Genomic DNA, 14,503 nt, shown 5'->3' with positions numbered 1-14,503 from the left:
CTCTTCGACGGGGAGGTCGAGGAAGGTGATGAGACACCGCGGCCGCCAGTACCGTGAGGTTCCGGTAGAGCTGGCCGTGCGCGAAGGGACGCACGACGGCATCGCTTACCGGGTGGTCGCGTGGAAGCCAGAAGGCAGGCCAGCATTCGTCTACTCGGTAGCGATGTCCGATCGTTTCTACGAGCCGCTTCCGGCGACTGCTGAAGCGGCAACGCTGGACGAAGCACTTGACGCTGGTGTGCGCTACCTCATTTCCTTGCTCGGCGAGCAGGCGGAGCTTGTGGGTTCCTTCGCGGAATGCCACATGAGCAGCGACAGCAAAATCTGACGGACTTTCTTGGTAGTTTTCGAGGAGATTTGAATGGCTAGGCTTTCGAACCCCCGCGATGTGTACCCCGTCCATCTTGAGGTCGACGGCGCCGCGTACGTTGCCAAAGTGTGGCGCACAGACCTTGGTTGCTGGACACTTCTGTCGATCGAACTGATCGAGACCGGAGAGACCTCGATCGTTTGCGTCGAAGCCGACTCCTGTCTTGGAGCGTTGGCAATCGCGGAGGAGCTTGCTCGCGAAATGGCGAAGAGAGCGGCAGAACATTAGCGGGGCTCCGTCGGCAGCAGGGTGATGCCACGGCACAGAGGCTTCACTGCGGCCTGGGTGGCGGTGGTGTGCGGGATCGGGCCGGTGTGGCGGTACTCGCGCAGTGCGTCGGACACGAACCGGCCGCGCTCGCGGTGCTGCACGACGTAGTCGGGGAACGCGTCGCCCGGCAACAGCGCCTGGGCTTCGTCCATGAGCGCGACGAACTTCTGCTGCCATTCGAGGGGCATGGACTGGAGCGTGCGGCGCGGCACGACCAGGTAGCCGGCCCGGCCGAGACCGAACGCTTGCCAGACGGGGCCGTCGCAGTACGGATTGATGGCGTGCTGCTGTTTGGTGTCAGCCATTTCCCAGCCCCTGCGCTGCATCCCGCTGACTGTCGCGCAGGGCCCGGAACTCTGCGATCACCTCCGTTGCGATGCGTTCGGTGTACGCGCGCTCTGCCTTCGTCATCCGGGTCTGGCGACCGGAGATCATGTTTCCGGACACGTAGTCGGCATCGCACTGTGCGACGAACTCCATCACGGTGCGGTCGCCCATTGCGCCCCAGAAGGCTTGCCAGGCATTGCCGTAACAGGTGACGACGATGCGGCCCCGGCCGGCGGCCTGGTCCTGGACGAATACGCTGATGGGATCAAGGTTGTTGCGTGCCGGGATGCGGATCTCGCGGACCTGCCCCAGGTCGATGCCCTGCGCGGGCTTGTACTCCGCCGCCGCTTCGATGGCGTTCTGCCACGGGCAGTTGACGCTGCTGTGCTCGCCGATGTCCACGCCAGTGATGCGAGCGATGTGATCGGCCAGCTCGTCGGCCGTCCCGTGATAGCGGTCGCGCTGCTCGATGGTCTGGTCAAAAGCAGGCTCATCCACGCCCCCCGACTGGCGGGCGGCGAGGGCGGCCAACTCCGGCCGCAGCGCCATCGGCCGCACGAACCACGCATAGGGACCGTCTTCGGTGTCGCCCTTCCATGCCAGGCGCCACTCACCCTCGGGAGCTTCCGGGTTCCAGGCGCGCATTTCCTGCCAGTACAGCTCATCTCCGTCGTCCATAGCCTCGTAGGTGAACTCGCCGGCGACAATCTGGAAGTCGAACCCTTGGGCATGGACCAACTTGTCGAGCGCATCCTCTCGCTGGTCAGGCCAGAGAGGGATATCCGGATGGCTGAGGTCGCCATACTCCGAAGGCGCCGACATGCGGGCGGGGAGGTACAGGCCGCGCCACGGGTCCGCAGGGTCCGCAGCGTGCGCCGGCAGCAGTGGGATGGTGTAGCAGCTGGGGCCATGCTCTTCGATGGTGGCTTTCTCGCGCGCTGTGATGGCGCGGTCGCCGCCGTCCCACCACATGGGTGCAGTTGCCGGGCTGTGGCATTTGTCAGTCGTCATGGCTGGCTTCCCTTCGCGTGGTCTTTGATGCGATCGATGAGGTAGGTGGTTTCGGTGCGCCACTTGGCGCGGTCCAGCGTGTTCATGTGCTTCGTGAGGTACTGGAGCTTTTCCAGCGGCTCGATCAGCCACGTCAGGGAGAAGGGCGTGTCCGAGCGGTGGTCGCGGATCGGTGCGTACGGTCTGCAGTCCGGCCCCGCGATCCATTCGGTTTCACCGCACTCCAGGCATTCGCCCTGGCCGTTGCTACCGGCCGGCCACCGGTGGTCCTTGTGCTTGCCGGCCGGCGGGTGCAGATAGAGCGCGCGGAGTTCCAGATTCCGGCGCCGGTAATGCGCTACGTCTCCCATCTCGGCCGGTTGCCACGGCTCGGTGCTGTATCGCGGCCTGCACTCGTATCTGGCCGGGGTCTGCGTGCCGTACAGCTGGGTCAGGAGCGTCTGCGTCCAGGCCTGCACCGTTGCGGCCGGCACCGGCTCGCTTGCGGCGCCAGCACGGCGCATGTCACGCACGGTCGAGGCCACAGTCGGCGCCTCAGCCATCGCGGCCGCGCCTCCACGCGTCGGGCACCTGGCTGGCGCAGAGCAGGGCGCCCATGAGCATGTAGACGCCTGTGTCGTTGATGCCTGCCCAGTGCATGGCGCCGGCGACGGCCGCGAGCAGGGCGCAGAGCAGCACCAGGACAGCGGCGCGCCAGTGGCGGATCAGTGCGCGCATCGGATCTGCTCCATGAGGCGTGCGAACTGCTCTTCCTGGCGGCGCAGCGCCCAGTGGAGGCCGGCCCACGCGCCGGTCGCGAAGCCCAGGACCAGGCCGAAGGAGAAGTCGATGGCGTTCATGCGCGAGCCGCCTTTGCCAGCTCGTACTCGCTGCCCAGGATCTCGGTCATGCGCGGCATCGCCTTTTTAGTGGATGCGTACACAAAGCCGTTCGCGCGAAAGAGCCGCAGGCCTTCAAAGAGGAAATCGAGACTGCTGCTGAACCCAAGGGCTCGGTACACAGCATTCGTGTCGATCTCGCGGGCTGGCAGATGGTCGTTCCACTCAGCTTGCAGCGCCTTGAGCGCAGCCTTTGTTTCGGCTGTTGCACCCTTAAGCGGCGCGCTGCGGGGCCATTGCAGGCCATTGTGGTCCGGCGACCGCCACAGGTCGCGCGGCTTTGCCGGGCTGAACCTGATGCCCGCGAGCCGCGCAGTATCCGCGTACATCAGTCCTTCGCCACCGAACCGAGCGGCGAAGGCGTCGATCTCCGCTTGCAGCTCCGCCTTTCCGGCCCGTTCCTGCTCCCATGCAGTCAGTACTGCCGGGTCGTTGGTCTTGTAGTAGGTCATGCGGCGTCGCCTCCGTTGCTGCGCGCTGCGCGGGCGAGGGTGCGGGTCATGTCGGACACCGCGCGGCCTGCGCTCTTGCGGCCGTCGATCACCTCGCGGCGGGCGAGTGCGGCGGCACGGGCGATGTGATGCGCGGCGTAGCCCATACGCTTTGCGGCGATGGCGATCGCCAGGCCGGCGCCGTTGGCGCGGGCTGCGTTGTCGATGGGGAACTGCAGGACGACGGCCCTCATGCGGCACCGCCTTTGACGCGAGCGAGGGCGGCGTAGACCGCAAGGTGGTGCTGCCTGGAATCGGTGCCGTCGGTCAGCGAATAGGCCAAGAGATGGCTTGCCTCGACCAGTTCGTCCAGGCCAGCGGCTGCTTCCTGCAGTTGCTCCGCGTACCGGCGGGTGTCCGCGCCATCGTCCGCTGCGCCGTGAAGTGCACTGACGGCGTGACGGATCGCGGGGATCTTGGACGGGGCGCTCATGCCGCCACCTGCTGGGAGCTGCGCAGTTCTGCGGCGGCGCTCAGGAGCTGCGCGGCGGCGTCTTCGGCTTCGGTGGCGGTGAGGTAGACGCGGCCGGCGTCGCCGACGTGCATGGCGACCTTGCCGGTTACGGGTTGGGCTTGGACCTGGACGGGTCCGGTAGAGGTTCTGAGGGCAAGGATGGCCATGCTTGATCTCCTGCGCCCCGCCCCAGGATGGGGAGAATGTTGGGCGGCAGAGAGAAGTTAGCCAACGGCTATTGAATTGTCAATAGCCAAAAGCTAATCGGTCATGGCTTTTTATAGCCCTCACTTGGTGCGGGCCCCGAATTTTGGAGAAGAGTCTGTTTGCTAAGATCCTGCAACCGCGAGCTAAAGCAATGTGCAGGGAAGGGATGTTCAGCGATTACATGCTTTTTATCGACGAAAGCGGAGATCATGGCCTCGACTCTATCGATCGCCACTACCCCGTTTTCGTCTTGTGCGGCGTCCTTGTTGAAAAGGACGAATATGTCGGCACCTTGTCGCCCGCTCTGAGCCGCTTAAAGCTCAAGCATTGGGGGCATACAGAGGTGATTCTTCATGAGCGTGAGATCCGAAAGCCAAGCGGCCCGTTCTCCTTCCTGCAAATTGCGGAGCAGCGGGACGCGTTCCATCAAGAGGTTGCGGAGATCTTTCACCAGGGCGAGTTCCAGCTGATTTATAGCGTCATCCACAAGGAGCGCTACATTCAACGCTACGCCGCTCCGCGCAATCCGTATGAGCTTTCGATGAGCTTCGTGCTCGAACGCGCATTCCTTGAGCTGAATGAGAGGGGGCATGGGGCGCGCCGCACGACAGTGATCGTGGAATGCCGAGGTAGGAAAGAAGATGCCCAGTTGAAGGTTGCGTTTGAGCAGATCGTAAGTGGAAACAACGCTTGCCGCCGGGCGCTACCGTTCGATCTATTGATGGTTCCCAAGTCCGCCAACTCGGCAGGCCTTCAGATCGCGGACCTCGCGGCCCGACCGCTTGGAGCGCATGTACTGCGTCCTGAACAGCAAAGCAGAGCATACGGCGCGATTCGGGCACGAATTAGGCGCTCGCCTACCGGAGCTGTAAGGGGCTTCGGGGTTAAGGTGAGCCCTTAAAAGCGAAGGGCCCCAACGAGTGGGGCCCAGCGCCGACCGGATATTTCCAGTCCGACTTGCGCGAAGGGTAGCGACGACCCGTCCAAATTGCAAGTGTCTAACTGGGCCGGGATTCAGGTCGGTTAGAACTTCCTAAGTCCCGCGTGAATCAGAGCCTTGCCCAAGATGCTCACATCGCCGGGATCCGGCCGATACGGGGGGAAGTCCGTGTTGACGCTCACCACATAAAGGCCGTCCCCGCGCTTCTGCAGCATCTTGATCTGCGTCTCGCCGCCGATGTTGATCAGGTAGTAGTCGTCGCCGTCGAAGTAGTCGCAGCTGGTATCGATCCAGACAATGTCGCCGTCCTCGAGCTTTGGGCGCATTGACGGCCCTCGTCCGGTGATGATCTGGATCCGACCAGCTTGGGGCAGATAGCCTAGCTTCCGGCGGACCTCCCATTCGGCGACCTCGATGGTCTTCACTACTTCAGGGTAGTCCTGGTTGACCATCCCTACGCCCATCCCTGCACCCCCTTCAAACAAGTCGAAGCGAACATAGCCGGGTGGTGTCTCAGTCTCTGCGACCCGTGCGACTGGCATATCGGCTCCATCATGCTGCGTGTCCATCCAACCGGCCGGGAGCGAGAGGGCGGTTTCGATTGCCCGCGCCGTTCCGCCAGACATGACCCGCGGCTTGCCGGTGCTCGCGTTGCGGCTTCGGTTTACCCACTGGCTGACTTGGGCCGGATTCTTGATGCCAGCAGCGTCGGCGAAGTGCCGCTGACCGCCCTTGGACGCGATCAGGGCGAGGAGGTTCTCGTGGCGGATATCGTCAATTGGTCGCATCTCCTCATTGGATAGCGAATGGCTATTCAAGCCAACGAGCTTGTGGCTATTGTAACGACAATAGCCATAGGCTAATGTTGGTGACATGGACCTACTCACCTACATCTCCGACATGAATCGCCGCGTCGCGCTTGCCGAGGCGTGTGGAACCAGTCCTGATTATCTGTGGCAGATCGCAACCCGATGGCGGGGGAAGCGGCCCAGCCCCGAGCTCGCCGCATCGATCGAGCGCGAAACCGAACGTCTTGGGCCGGAACAGGTCCCCAAGGAGCCAATGATCTTTGGCCCGGCCGCAAGGAGTCCGCGCGCGGCGATCAACACCCAGGTCGACAGTCGAATGAGTAAGCGCGCGCTGCGCGCCCGGCTGGGCCTGTCCACCGACGCTCACCTCGCGAAGGTGCTGCAGCTGCCGGTTGAGCAGGTGGCGGCCTGGCCGGAAGAGCAGGGCGTTCCGGCCCTCCCGCAGGTGATGAAGCTGCTCGGGGTGCAGGAGCAGGCACCGGCCGTCGCTGCTCCCGAAGACCCCGACGCAGGCCGAATCGATCTCGACGTCCACGCCGCCTAACTGGCCGTCCCTGGCCTTCGTCCCTGAATTGATTTCGTCCATAGCGCAAATGGTGCGCCACCCGGGCCCGGCCCGAAACCTTGAAACACCCGTCTTCCCAAGGTGACCCATGACCTGCCGTACTTCCTCCATTAACTGGCTCGACTGCCTCTACAACGCCGTCCGCAAGACGCCGGGCGGTGTGATCGAGGCCGCCAAGTGGCTGACCGACCGCCGCGGCAAGTCCATGCACCCCGAGACGCTGCGCGCCAAGCTCAACGGCACAGAAGGTGAGTCGGTGACCATCGAGATCGCCGAGCTGCTGACCGAGTGGATGCAGCAGAAGGCCGGTGGCGGCGACTACGCCTTGGAATGGATGCGGGCTCTGGCCGGGCAGTTCGGCATGGCCGTGGATCTGGTGCCGCCAGCGCCCGAGGGCGGTTGGGCCGACGAGATCGGGGCGGTGCAGCTCAAGCTGCTGGAGATCACCACGCGGGTGGGGCGCCTCACCGGCACAGCCGTGGATGCGATGGAAGACCGCCGGATCGACAGCGACGAGGCCGCGCTCATGGTCAGCGAGGCGCGCGCGCTGCGCACGATGGCGCACCGCTTGGAGCGCAACGTTGCGCGGGCTGCAGGGAAGGGGAGGGCGACCCGATGAACCACCCGGCGCGTGCTACCGATGTGGGCACCAGCCACGAGGCTGCCCTCCACCTCATCGCCAGCGGTCAGCAGGCCATCCAGCAGGACCGTGCCGCGAAGGCGGTCCAACAGTGCCCCGGCCTGACGAGCATGGAACTGGCGCGCGCGACGGGCCACGACCGCTACATGCTGGCCCGCCGCCTGCCTGAGTTGCTGGAGAGCGGACGCGCGTGGCGCGGCCCGAAGAAGCCGTGCGAGGTCAGCGGCCGCAGCGCCTGCACCTGGTGGCCTGTTGCCCCGGGCGAGAACTTGGCGTTGGTGATCTGACGATGAGTTTTGAAGCATTCGCCTGGGCGGCCAGACAACGCGTCACCAGCACGCAGAAACTGGTTCTGCTCATGCTGGCCGAGCGCCACAACAAAGACACCGGGCAGTGCCGCCCCAGTCACGACACGCTGGCTGACGACTGTGGGTTGTCGCGCCGTTCGGTCATTGATCAGATCCAGAAGCTGGCACAGGCCGGCTACATCACGATCCTCGCGCGAGCGAACGGCAACGTGAAGCTGGCGAATCAGTACCTGCTCAACTTCCATTTCGGCATCCAAGCGAAGCCGAAGGCGCCGGACCATGACCCATATCTGGTGGTGAACGACGTTCACCACGGGGTAGTGCAGCAGATTCCTCCGGTGGTGAACGACGTTCACCAGGGTGGTGCACCAGTTGCACATAAACCAGGAAGAGAACCAGTAACAGAACCTAAGAGCAGGAAGAAGCGCGCAAGCGCGCCTGCTGAACACGCGGGAGATCTGGACTTCTCGACTTGGCCTGCCCAACCGTCCCCCCAAGTGCTGGCCGACTGGCTGCAGCTTCGCCGCAAGCGCCGCGCCCCGGTCACACCGACTGTGCTGGAGAGCTTCGGCGCCGAGCTGCACCTGGCCGGCGCCTTGGGCTTCACCGTCGATGACTGTCTCCGCAAGTGCTGCAACCGCAACTGGCAGGGCTTCGAGGCCGCCTGGCTCGAACGCGAGCTGACCACCACCAACCGTTCCACTGGAGGCACCCATGCAATCCGTCGCGAATCTCCTGCCGAGCGTGTCCTCCGCCATGCCATCGATGGCGAGCGCGCCGATGCCACGCGCGGCCCTGTCCTCGACAGTGACGCGCACGCTGTGGATCCGAATGGCTGAGATCTACGGCGGCCGCTGGACCGGCAGCTACGGCGACAATCCGAATGAGGGTGCCGCGCTGACATGGGCAAAGGGGCTGTCCGGCCTGACCGGTGAGCAGCTGGCTGTGGGGATCAGTGCCTGTATCACCTGCGCCGACCCTTGGCCTCCGACACTGCCTGAGTTTCGCCTCCGCTGCTTGGGCGTGCCGGCCTTCGCTGCGGTGCGGGCCGACGCCGGTAAGCAGGACGGCTTCACCCGGCTGGTATGGCAGTACCTCGACGGCCACCGCTACCGCATGGCGAGCTCGGACATGGCCGACCGCTTGCTGCGCGAAGCGTACGACCAGGCCCGCGAACACGTGATGCGCGGCGGGGCGCTGCCGGATGCACCGGCTGCAGAGCTTGAGCACGAGGTCCGCGAGCAGGTGCCGGCCAGCCGCGAGCAGGTGCAGCAGCACTTGGCAGAGATCGCCCGCGAGCTACACCTGTCGGGGGCAGAGGTCGAGGCGATGGGGGCGTCCGGGCTGATGGACGCCGGCGCCGGTGCAGCAGGGGCTGCCTGATGCGTGCGTTGCGGACCCAGCTCGACATCTTCGAACACGACCCGGCGCGGCTGGCAGACGCCAACCGCGTGGCTGCCGAGACCGCGCTGCGCGACGTGCAGTTCAGTGCGGCCGAGCGTCAGGAACGCCACGACTACTACCTGGGCGAGGCGCTGCGGCTTGAAGCGCTGGCCCGCCAATGCCAACCCGCGCCGGCCCGTCGCCGCCGCACCACCAGACAGACAGGAGCAACACCACGATGAAGCCGCTGGTCATCTACCACGCAAACTGCGCCGACGGGTTCACCGCGGCATGGGCCGTCCGCCAGGCGATGGACGCCGAGTTCCACCCCGGCGTTTACGGGGAGGCGCCGCCAGAGGTTGCCGGCCGGGACGTGATCCTGGTGGACTTCTGCTATCCGTTCGACGTCCTGATGCAGCTGGGCCTGTCCGCCCGTTCGGTGCTGGTGTTGGACCACCACAAGTCGGCCGAAGCCAGCCTGACGTCGGGAAACTGCTACGTCGGTCAGGCCGGGCTGGCGCGGGTTGTTCGCCTCGACAGCCTGCCGGATGCGCGGGCGGCGTGGGACTACTACTCGGCCAACGCCAGTGTCGGCAGCGGCATCGTGTGCGCGCTCTTCGACATGAGCCGCAGCGGCGCCGGCATTGCGTGGGACTTCTTCCACCCTGCCAAGGCACGGCCGGCGTTCCTCGATCACGTCGAGGACCGCGACCTGTGGCGCTTTGCCCTGCAGCACACACGCGAGATCTGCGCGACGGTCCACAGTCACTCGTACACGTTCCAGGCGTGGGACGCACTGGCCGCCGAGACGACCTACTCGCTGTACCAGCAGGGGCTGGTGCTGGAGCGGGCCAGGGCAAAGGACGTGGCCGAGCAGGTCGCGCTGTCGCGCCGGGAGCTGGTGATCGGGAACTACCGCGTGCCGGCGGCGAGCATCCCGCGCGCGCTGGTGAGCGAGGCCGGCCACCTCATGGGCAAGGGCCGGCCGTTCGCCGCCTGCTACTACGACACTGCCTCCGGCCGCGTGTTCAGCCTGCGCTCCACGCCGGACGCGGTGGACGTGAGCGAGGTGGCGGCGCTGTACGGCGGTGGTGGGCATGCGCGCGCTGCAGGGTTCACGGTCCCGCGCGACCACGAGCTGGCGAGGGCCTGACCATGAAGAGGTCAACGTGGGATGCAGTCTTGTTCGTGACGGGATTTTTGGCTGTGCTCGGGATGAGTGCGCCCGCCTGGGCCGGGGTACTGGTGGGGGCAAGCCTGGTGCTGCTGCGGCGGACTGCCTGATGGACTTCAACGCCTACAGCACCCGCAGCAGGTTCGCCGCCGAGATCAACGCAGGGTACTCGGCCCGGCTCAACGGCCAGCGCCTGAGCGACAACCCGCACCTGGTGTGGACGGACAGCGAGGACGAGCTGGAGCCGAAGAAGCTGTCGCCGCTGAGCGAGAAGGGCCACGCGTGGCAGCACGGGTGGCGCCTGGCCGACAGGGACGAAAAGGGCAGGGGAGGCGCGCGCTGATGTGGTCCAAGGCGCCGCCGCCGACCGCAGCCGAGGCAGCCCGTATCGAGGCGTCCAAGGTGGGACCGTGCATGGCCTGCCTGTCGCTGGTCGCCCAGGAGCTGCTGGCGCCGCCGCTGGTGGTCTATGGCTGCGACTACAACCACGCCAAGAGCGGGAACATGCGGCGCGGCCACGCGTTCGGGTACGCCCTGTGCGTGTGGCACCACCGCCGGCATCCGATGCATCGCAAGACACTCGGTGAGATGCGCGAGATATACGGACCAAGCCTGATGGATGGCTCTCGGATATTCCGTGAAACCTACGGATCGGACGACGAGCTCATCGAGCAGCAAACGGCAGTCATACACCTGCGCCAATTTGCCTAAAAGGAAAACTCAGTTCCAATCTGCGCGCCTGTTTGCGAGCTCTTGCAACCTAGATGCAATGTCCTCCGCAATAGCGATGCCTTGCTCCAGACGAGACGTCACCCTTGCGGTGAACGTCGGTGGAACCGGGTCGTCAAATAACAGGAACTCTTTGTAATGCATTCGAACGACATCCTGATGAGCAATAAGCTTGTTGATCTGTCCACCCAGCGCGCCCAGCAAATAGAGCTTCTCCCGAAACTGATCAAATTCAATTGGACGCTCAAACAGGAAAGTGGGCATGTTCTTGCGACGTTCACGCCTCGCATGCAGATCGCGCTGAAAGTAAGCGCAACTCGCCCTATACGCTTCAGCGGGCTGGAACAGCGCCGTGTGCATGATTTCAACGAGCTCCCTGTCTCGCCTTCTTTCTTCATCAATCTGATACTGCCGTTGGCGCCACGGTACATACACGGCTATGGCGATGCCCAGCAGACTGCCTGCCGCCTGAAGCCAATCAGAAATGCTAACCGGCGCAAGAGTTGGGCCGCTCCCCCAGCGGTAAAAGAGACCCCAACCTGCGAGGAACCCGAATCCCAATCCCATCAGGGTCAGGATGATCTTGTCTCTGCCTCGGCCACGTGCGTCCATGCTCGGTTCCATCGATATGGGAATACAGGAATAGTACTTCGCGAGGCTGATCCTCATGAATGAACTTCTGCACAACGGTGAATGTCGCCCCCCCCACTTAGAGCTTGTGTTGCCTTGGCCGAGCAAGGACTTGTCGCCAAACGCGCGTGTCCACTTCCGGGTGAAAGCACAAGCCACGAAGACCGCCCGCCAAATGGCGGTAGTGCTTGCTCATGAGGCCGGATGGCGAGGCCTGCGGCTGCCGGAGGGCCGGCTGTATCTGTGGATCGAGTGTTACCAGGCCCCGGGCAAGAAGCTCCCGGACGACGACAACATGATCGGCCGGTGCAAGCCCTACCGGGATGGCATCGCCCAGGCGCTGGGCATCGACGATAAGCGGTTCCGCTGCCTCCCGTTCGTCCATGACGAGCGCCGGCCCGGCGGGCAGGTAGTGATGCGGATTACGGGCAGTCCCCGGATGGTGGAGTAGGTCGCGAGTGGTGCGACGGAAGGGCGGCAAGCTGGCTGGATGGACCTGACCTGCTACGACGACAAGGCGCTGGAGCTGCTGAGCGGCATCCAGCAAGACATAGCCGCGATGCGCTGGGCCAGGGCTTGGAATGCCCCGGCCGAGAGGCAGCAGGCAGAGCAGGCGCTGCGCCGAGCACGGGCGCTGCGCCGTGAAATCAATCGACGAGAGCGACAGGGGAATGGGCATGGCAGACGTACGTGAGTTGATGGGCCGACTGGGGCCGACGACCGTCAAATTCGACACCGGGCGCGGCGGGGTGCCCGCCCTCACCAATCAGGACATCGCGGCGGCGCTCGGCATGGTGCCAGCTGGTCTGGGCAGGGAACTGTTGGAGGCACTGTGGTGGCCGGAGAGCGGTGCGCGGCGTAGCCAGCGAGTGCGCCAGGCGGTGATCGCCCTGGTGGCCCCGGAGTACATCCGGCAGCAGCAGGCCCTGAGCCTGGCACGCACCGAGTTCGGCATTGCCAAGGCGTGCATGGGGTGGGCAGGTGGTGCCGTGACCGATGCCCAGCGAGTGGAGCGCAGCCGAGCGGAAGCGAAGCTTGAGGCTGTACGCGCGCTGTGTTGGCCGAACAACACGATGGAACAGCTCGGAGCGCTCACCGCGGCTGTAATCAGTGAAATGGCGGGCGCCGAGAACTGTGCTGCCTGCGACGGCCGGAGGGTCCAGGCTGCCCACGATGGCTCCGGAGTGGTGCAGTGCGAATGCTGCGACGGCACCGGACTTGAAGCGCTCAGCGGCAGGAAACGCGCGATCGCCATCGGCGCTGATAAGTCGGCCTACCAACGGTTCTGGCAGCCGGTCTATGAGTGGATGCTGGAGCGGATGAGGGGCGCTGAGCGGGAGGCAGCGGAGGCCTTCAATCGGGCGTTATCGCGCGCTGCGTAATGGGGACTTGATGAGTCCCCGGAAAGGCAGGCAATGTTGCCACCATCCAGACGCAAGCCCCGGCCAAAGCCGGGGCTTTTTCTTTGCCCGCGACCCAGCCGGATCAACCCTCGTGCCCAGCCGGCGCAGGGGCGGGCACCAATCAACCGGGAGGGGCATATGCCGAACCGGACATTCCACGGGGCAACCATGCGGGACGAAATCATCACCACCGCAGTGAGTGCTGCGGCAAAGGCGGTTCCGCCTGTCACTGTGGCCGGCGCGGTCGCGGCCGGCGCAAGCCTGGATCGCGTGGTGGTGGTGTTGACCATCATCTACCTGGTGGGCCAGATCAGCTATCTGTGCTGGCGTTGGGTCCGCGAGTGGCGGCAGAGGGCTCGCGCATGAAGGGCCGGATTGCTGTGCTTGCGGTCGTCCTTCTGGCAACGCCCGTCGTCGTCATGTTCGAGGGCGTGGAGCAGAAGGTCTATCGCGACCCGGTAGGCATTCCGACTGCCTGCGCGGGTGAGACCGACAAGGAGGTCGTCGCCTTCAAGCAGCAGTTCAGTCGGGATGAATGCCTCGCCGTCATGGGCGCAAGTCTCCATGCCCATGCTCTCGCAATGGACAAGTGCATCACCCGCCCTGTCGAGCGGCATGAGGCGGCAGCGGTACTGAGTTGGTCCTACAACGTGGGCACCAGCACTGCGTGTGCCTCGACGCTCGTCCGCCTTCTCAATGAAGGGAAGCCGTTCTGCCAGGAGCTTGACCGCTGGACCTTTGCCGGCGGGCGCCAGTTGCCGGGCCTGGTCCGGCGGCGCACCGCCGAGCGGGCCCTGTGCGAGGGAAGGTCGTGAACCGAACTGCGGCAGTTGCCGTCGCCGCGCTTATCTGCTCCGCGCTGCTTCTTGTGGGTGGGTTCATCGCTGGGTGGTGGTGGCGTGGCGATCGCGCCACTGCAACTGAATCCACGCGTGCATCTCTCATAGCGGGCGCGGCGCTGGATCAGGTGAATGCCACCCGATCAATCGAACATGCGGCGGCCGGTACGATGGCCGCCATTGGAGCCAAGCTTGAAGAAGACCGCAAGACGGCCGAGGCCGTCCCTGCTGCTGTTGTGGCTCAGCTGCGTGATGGCACTCTCCGGCTGCGCGACGACCTCGCCACCTGCCACACCGACCGCCTGTCCGAGGCTGCCGCCGGCGCCGCCGAACGTGATGCGCGCGCCGAACTACGTCCAGAGGTTGCAGGAGCTGTTGTTCGAATCGTCACCGACGCCGAGCACGACATCATCGCCTGCCAAGCCGTTATCGAAGCCGACCGGGCAGCGATCCAATGACTGACAAACTGGTCGAGCGCCTGGTGCTGGCCATCGAGGCGCAGCAGACAACGATCGCGCAGCAGGCAGAACAGATCGCGCTCTTGGTTCAGTCAGTGGCGCTGCTCCTGGGCGAAGAGGTGGGCACGCCTGTCGCCGATGACGCGGACCCGCCGCGCACTGACATGGACGGGAAGCCTTACTGATGCCAAGTCGAGCGCCAAGGCACCGGCCACACGGCAGCGCGGTGAAGCAGCATGCACCACCGGAGCGCAATCGGCAGGCCGAGCGCGCGCTCGCCACCAATTCCACTTACTGGCTGAGACTGCGCGCCGTGGTGCTGTCTCAGTCACCGCTATGCGTCGCGTGCATGGCAGAAGGCCGGACTACCGCCGCCAGCCACGTGGACCATCGGGACGGCGACAGTCGGAACAACGACCTGTCGAACCTGCAGGGTCTATGCCGGCCCTGCCACAGCGCCAAGACCGCGCGAGAGGACGGCGGTTTCGGGAACAGGCGAGCGTCACGCACTTATCCACAGAAACCTGAACGATGGCCGGCGAAATGAGTTACCCACAGAAACCTGAACGGGGGGTGGTCGAAAGTTCGACCTGAACGCGTCCCGATACGTGCGCCCA

At 64.9% G+C, this 14,503-nt stretch carries 30 protein-coding genes; 19 read left to right on the top strand and 11 right to left on the bottom strand.

Translation table 11 applies throughout. The features are described 5' to 3' along the window. Nucleotides 1-28 precede the first annotated feature (28 nt). Nucleotides 29-328 carry a hypothetical protein gene (locus GDJ08_RS04020; RefSeq protein ID WP_153164365.1) on the top strand — a complete coding sequence of 100 codons (300 nt, stop codon included), beginning with the start codon at nt 29-31 and terminating at the stop codon, nt 326-328. Between the two features lie 266 nt (nt 329-594). Here GDJ08_RS04020 and GDJ08_RS04015 read toward each other — a convergent pair whose 3' ends face one another. Genes GDJ08_RS04015 through GDJ08_RS03980 form a run of 9 tightly spaced genes read right to left on the bottom strand, consistent with a single transcriptional unit; the run spans nt 595 to nt 3,968 of the window. After that, complete coding sequence (locus GDJ08_RS04015) at nt 595-945, bottom strand: hypothetical protein (RefSeq protein WP_229296439.1); 351 nt, start codon at nt 943-945, stop codon at nt 595-597. Further along, on the bottom strand, nt 938-1,978 hold the full coding sequence (locus tag GDJ08_RS04010) for a phiTE_072 family protein (RefSeq protein ID WP_153164363.1): 1,041 nt from the start codon (nt 1,976-1,978) through the stop codon (nt 938-940). Before GDJ08_RS04010 ends, GDJ08_RS04015 begins: the two co-directional genes overlap by 8 nt. After that, the gene (locus GDJ08_RS04005) at nt 1,975-2,520 is read right to left on the bottom strand and encodes a hypothetical protein (protein ID WP_153164362.1); all 546 of its coding nucleotides are present in this window, start codon (nt 2,518-2,520) and stop codon (nt 1,975-1,977) included. The genes GDJ08_RS04010 and GDJ08_RS04005 overlap by 4 nt, the downstream gene beginning before the upstream one ends. Then, entirely contained in the window at nt 2,513-2,695 is a 183-nt protein-coding gene (locus GDJ08_RS04000) for a hypothetical protein (RefSeq protein ID WP_017355882.1), read from the bottom strand. The genes GDJ08_RS04005 and GDJ08_RS04000 overlap by 8 nt, the downstream gene beginning before the upstream one ends. Continuing rightward, nucleotides 2,683-2,817 carry a hypothetical protein gene (locus GDJ08_RS20310; protein WP_267873489.1) on the bottom strand — a complete coding sequence of 45 codons (135 nt, stop codon included), beginning with the start codon at nt 2,815-2,817 and terminating at the stop codon, nt 2,683-2,685. Before GDJ08_RS20310 ends, GDJ08_RS04000 begins: the two co-directional genes overlap by 13 nt. After that, nucleotides 2,814-3,308 carry a hypothetical protein gene (locus GDJ08_RS03995; RefSeq protein WP_153164361.1) on the bottom strand — a complete coding sequence of 165 codons (495 nt, stop codon included), beginning with the start codon at nt 3,306-3,308 and terminating at the stop codon, nt 2,814-2,816. Before GDJ08_RS03995 ends, GDJ08_RS20310 begins: the two co-directional genes overlap by 4 nt. Next, the gene (locus GDJ08_RS03990) at nt 3,305-3,541 is read right to left on the bottom strand and encodes a hypothetical protein (protein ID WP_153164360.1); all 237 of its coding nucleotides are present in this window, start codon (nt 3,539-3,541) and stop codon (nt 3,305-3,307) included. Before GDJ08_RS03990 ends, GDJ08_RS03995 begins: the two co-directional genes overlap by 4 nt. Next, entirely contained in the window at nt 3,538-3,780 is a 243-nt protein-coding gene (locus tag GDJ08_RS03985) for a hypothetical protein (RefSeq protein WP_153164359.1), read from the bottom strand. The genes GDJ08_RS03990 and GDJ08_RS03985 overlap by 4 nt, the downstream gene beginning before the upstream one ends. Beyond that, on the bottom strand, nt 3,777-3,968 hold the full coding sequence (locus GDJ08_RS03980; RefSeq protein ID WP_153164358.1) for a hypothetical protein: 192 nt from the start codon (nt 3,966-3,968) through the stop codon (nt 3,777-3,779). Before GDJ08_RS03980 ends, GDJ08_RS03985 begins: the two co-directional genes overlap by 4 nt. Before the next feature lie 206 nt (nt 3,969-4,174). On the opposite strand from GDJ08_RS03980, the gene GDJ08_RS03975 reads away from it, so the two are divergent. Beyond that, nucleotides 4,175-4,909, top strand: coding sequence for a DUF3800 domain-containing protein (locus GDJ08_RS03975; RefSeq protein WP_165699757.1), 735 nt, complete (start codon nt 4,175-4,177; stop codon nt 4,907-4,909). Nucleotides 4,910-5,031: 122 nt separating this feature from the next. On the opposite strand, the gene GDJ08_RS03970 is transcribed toward GDJ08_RS03975, so the two are convergent. Continuing rightward, nucleotides 5,032-5,823: a S24 family peptidase gene (locus GDJ08_RS03970; protein WP_229296438.1), complete on the bottom strand. Its 792-nt coding sequence runs from the start codon at nt 5,821-5,823 to the stop codon at nt 5,032-5,034. On the opposite strand from GDJ08_RS03970, the gene GDJ08_RS03965 reads away from it, so the two are divergent. From GDJ08_RS03965 to GDJ08_RS03925, 9 genes are all read left to right on the top strand, one after another. Then, the gene (locus GDJ08_RS03965) at nt 5,822-6,301 is read left to right on the top strand and encodes a helix-turn-helix domain-containing protein (protein ID WP_153164356.1); all 480 of its coding nucleotides are present in this window, start codon (nt 5,822-5,824) and stop codon (nt 6,299-6,301) included. The two genes, GDJ08_RS03970 and GDJ08_RS03965, sit on opposite strands and share 2 nt — an antisense overlap. A gap of 109 nt (nt 6,302-6,410) precedes the next feature. Continuing rightward, nucleotides 6,411-6,941, top strand: a complete 531-nt coding sequence (locus GDJ08_RS03960) for a phage regulatory CII family protein (RefSeq protein ID WP_153164355.1) — start codon at nt 6,411-6,413, stop codon at nt 6,939-6,941. Further along, the gene (locus GDJ08_RS03955) at nt 6,938-7,249 is read left to right on the top strand and encodes a winged helix-turn-helix domain-containing protein (protein WP_153164354.1); all 312 of its coding nucleotides are present in this window, start codon (nt 6,938-6,940) and stop codon (nt 7,247-7,249) included. The genes GDJ08_RS03960 and GDJ08_RS03955 overlap by 4 nt, the downstream gene beginning before the upstream one ends. Nucleotides 7,250-7,251: 2 nt before the next feature. After that, nucleotides 7,252-8,109 (top strand): helix-turn-helix domain-containing protein, encoded by an 858-nt coding sequence (locus tag GDJ08_RS03950; protein WP_153164353.1) that lies wholly within the window; start codon nt 7,252-7,254, stop codon nt 8,107-8,109. Further along, a complete protein-coding gene (locus GDJ08_RS03945) occupies nt 8,102-8,653 on the top strand; it encodes a hypothetical protein (RefSeq protein ID WP_229296437.1) in 552 nt (183 codons plus the stop codon). Before GDJ08_RS03950 ends, GDJ08_RS03945 begins: the two co-directional genes overlap by 8 nt. Further along, complete coding sequence (locus GDJ08_RS03940) at nt 8,653-8,895, top strand: hypothetical protein (RefSeq protein WP_153164352.1); 243 nt, start codon at nt 8,653-8,655, stop codon at nt 8,893-8,895. Before GDJ08_RS03945 ends, GDJ08_RS03940 begins: the two co-directional genes overlap by 1 nt. Continuing rightward, complete coding sequence (locus tag GDJ08_RS03935; RefSeq protein WP_153164351.1) at nt 8,892-9,806, top strand: DHHA1 domain-containing protein; 915 nt, start codon at nt 8,892-8,894, stop codon at nt 9,804-9,806. The genes GDJ08_RS03940 and GDJ08_RS03935 overlap by 4 nt, the downstream gene beginning before the upstream one ends. A gap of 130 nt (nt 9,807-9,936) precedes the next feature. Then, the gene (locus GDJ08_RS03930) at nt 9,937-10,170 is read left to right on the top strand and encodes a hypothetical protein (protein ID WP_153164350.1); all 234 of its coding nucleotides are present in this window, start codon (nt 9,937-9,939) and stop codon (nt 10,168-10,170) included. Beyond that, nucleotides 10,170-10,538 (top strand): Ref family recombination enhancement nuclease, encoded by a 369-nt coding sequence (locus GDJ08_RS03925; RefSeq protein ID WP_153164349.1) that lies wholly within the window; start codon nt 10,170-10,172, stop codon nt 10,536-10,538. The genes GDJ08_RS03930 and GDJ08_RS03925 overlap by 1 nt, the downstream gene beginning before the upstream one ends. A gap of 9 nt (nt 10,539-10,547) precedes the next feature. On the opposite strand, the gene GDJ08_RS03920 is transcribed toward GDJ08_RS03925, so the two are convergent. Then, nucleotides 10,548-11,225, bottom strand: coding sequence for a hypothetical protein (locus GDJ08_RS03920; RefSeq protein WP_153164348.1), 678 nt, complete (start codon nt 11,223-11,225; stop codon nt 10,548-10,550). Here GDJ08_RS03920 and GDJ08_RS03915 point away from each other — a divergent pair. The 8 genes from GDJ08_RS03915 (at nt 11,224) to GDJ08_RS20430 (ending at nt 14,433) form a co-directional block, all read left to right on the top strand. Beyond that, nucleotides 11,224-11,637 carry a hypothetical protein gene (locus GDJ08_RS03915; RefSeq protein WP_153164347.1) on the top strand — a complete coding sequence of 138 codons (414 nt, stop codon included), beginning with the start codon at nt 11,224-11,226 and terminating at the stop codon, nt 11,635-11,637. The two genes, GDJ08_RS03920 and GDJ08_RS03915, sit on opposite strands and share 2 nt — an antisense overlap. Before the next feature lie 39 nt (nt 11,638-11,676). Then, nucleotides 11,677-11,880, top strand: coding sequence for a hypothetical protein (locus tag GDJ08_RS03910; RefSeq protein WP_153164346.1), 204 nt, complete (start codon nt 11,677-11,679; stop codon nt 11,878-11,880). Continuing rightward, nucleotides 11,864-12,568: a hypothetical protein gene (locus GDJ08_RS03905; RefSeq protein WP_153164345.1), complete on the top strand. Its 705-nt coding sequence runs from the start codon at nt 11,864-11,866 to the stop codon at nt 12,566-12,568. The genes GDJ08_RS03910 and GDJ08_RS03905 overlap by 17 nt, the downstream gene beginning before the upstream one ends. A gap of 189 nt (nt 12,569-12,757) precedes the next feature. Next, on the top strand, nt 12,758-12,955 hold the full coding sequence (locus GDJ08_RS03900; RefSeq protein ID WP_153164344.1) for a hypothetical protein: 198 nt from the start codon (nt 12,758-12,760) through the stop codon (nt 12,953-12,955). Then, on the top strand, nt 12,952-13,404 hold the full coding sequence (locus tag GDJ08_RS03895) for a lysozyme (RefSeq protein ID WP_153164343.1): 453 nt from the start codon (nt 12,952-12,954) through the stop codon (nt 13,402-13,404). Before GDJ08_RS03900 ends, GDJ08_RS03895 begins: the two co-directional genes overlap by 4 nt. Then, the gene (locus GDJ08_RS03890) at nt 13,401-13,886 is read left to right on the top strand and encodes a hypothetical protein (RefSeq protein WP_229296436.1); all 486 of its coding nucleotides are present in this window, start codon (nt 13,401-13,403) and stop codon (nt 13,884-13,886) included. The genes GDJ08_RS03895 and GDJ08_RS03890 overlap by 4 nt, the downstream gene beginning before the upstream one ends. Next, the gene (locus GDJ08_RS03885; RefSeq protein ID WP_153164342.1) at nt 13,883-14,071 is read left to right on the top strand and encodes a hypothetical protein; all 189 of its coding nucleotides are present in this window, start codon (nt 13,883-13,885) and stop codon (nt 14,069-14,071) included. The genes GDJ08_RS03890 and GDJ08_RS03885 overlap by 4 nt, the downstream gene beginning before the upstream one ends. Then, entirely contained in the window at nt 14,071-14,433 is a 363-nt protein-coding gene (locus tag GDJ08_RS20430) for an HNH endonuclease signature motif containing protein (RefSeq protein ID WP_153164341.1), read from the top strand. The genes GDJ08_RS03885 and GDJ08_RS20430 overlap by 1 nt, the downstream gene beginning before the upstream one ends. The last annotated feature ends 70 nt before the right edge of the window (nt 14,434-14,503 follow it).

It is taken from the genome of Stenotrophomonas nematodicola (assembly GCF_009467805.1).
GTDB classification, from domain to species: Bacteria; Pseudomonadota; Gammaproteobacteria; order Xanthomonadales; family Xanthomonadaceae; genus Stenotrophomonas; species Stenotrophomonas nematodicola.
This window is presented reverse-complemented; position numbering and strand designations above follow the sequence as displayed.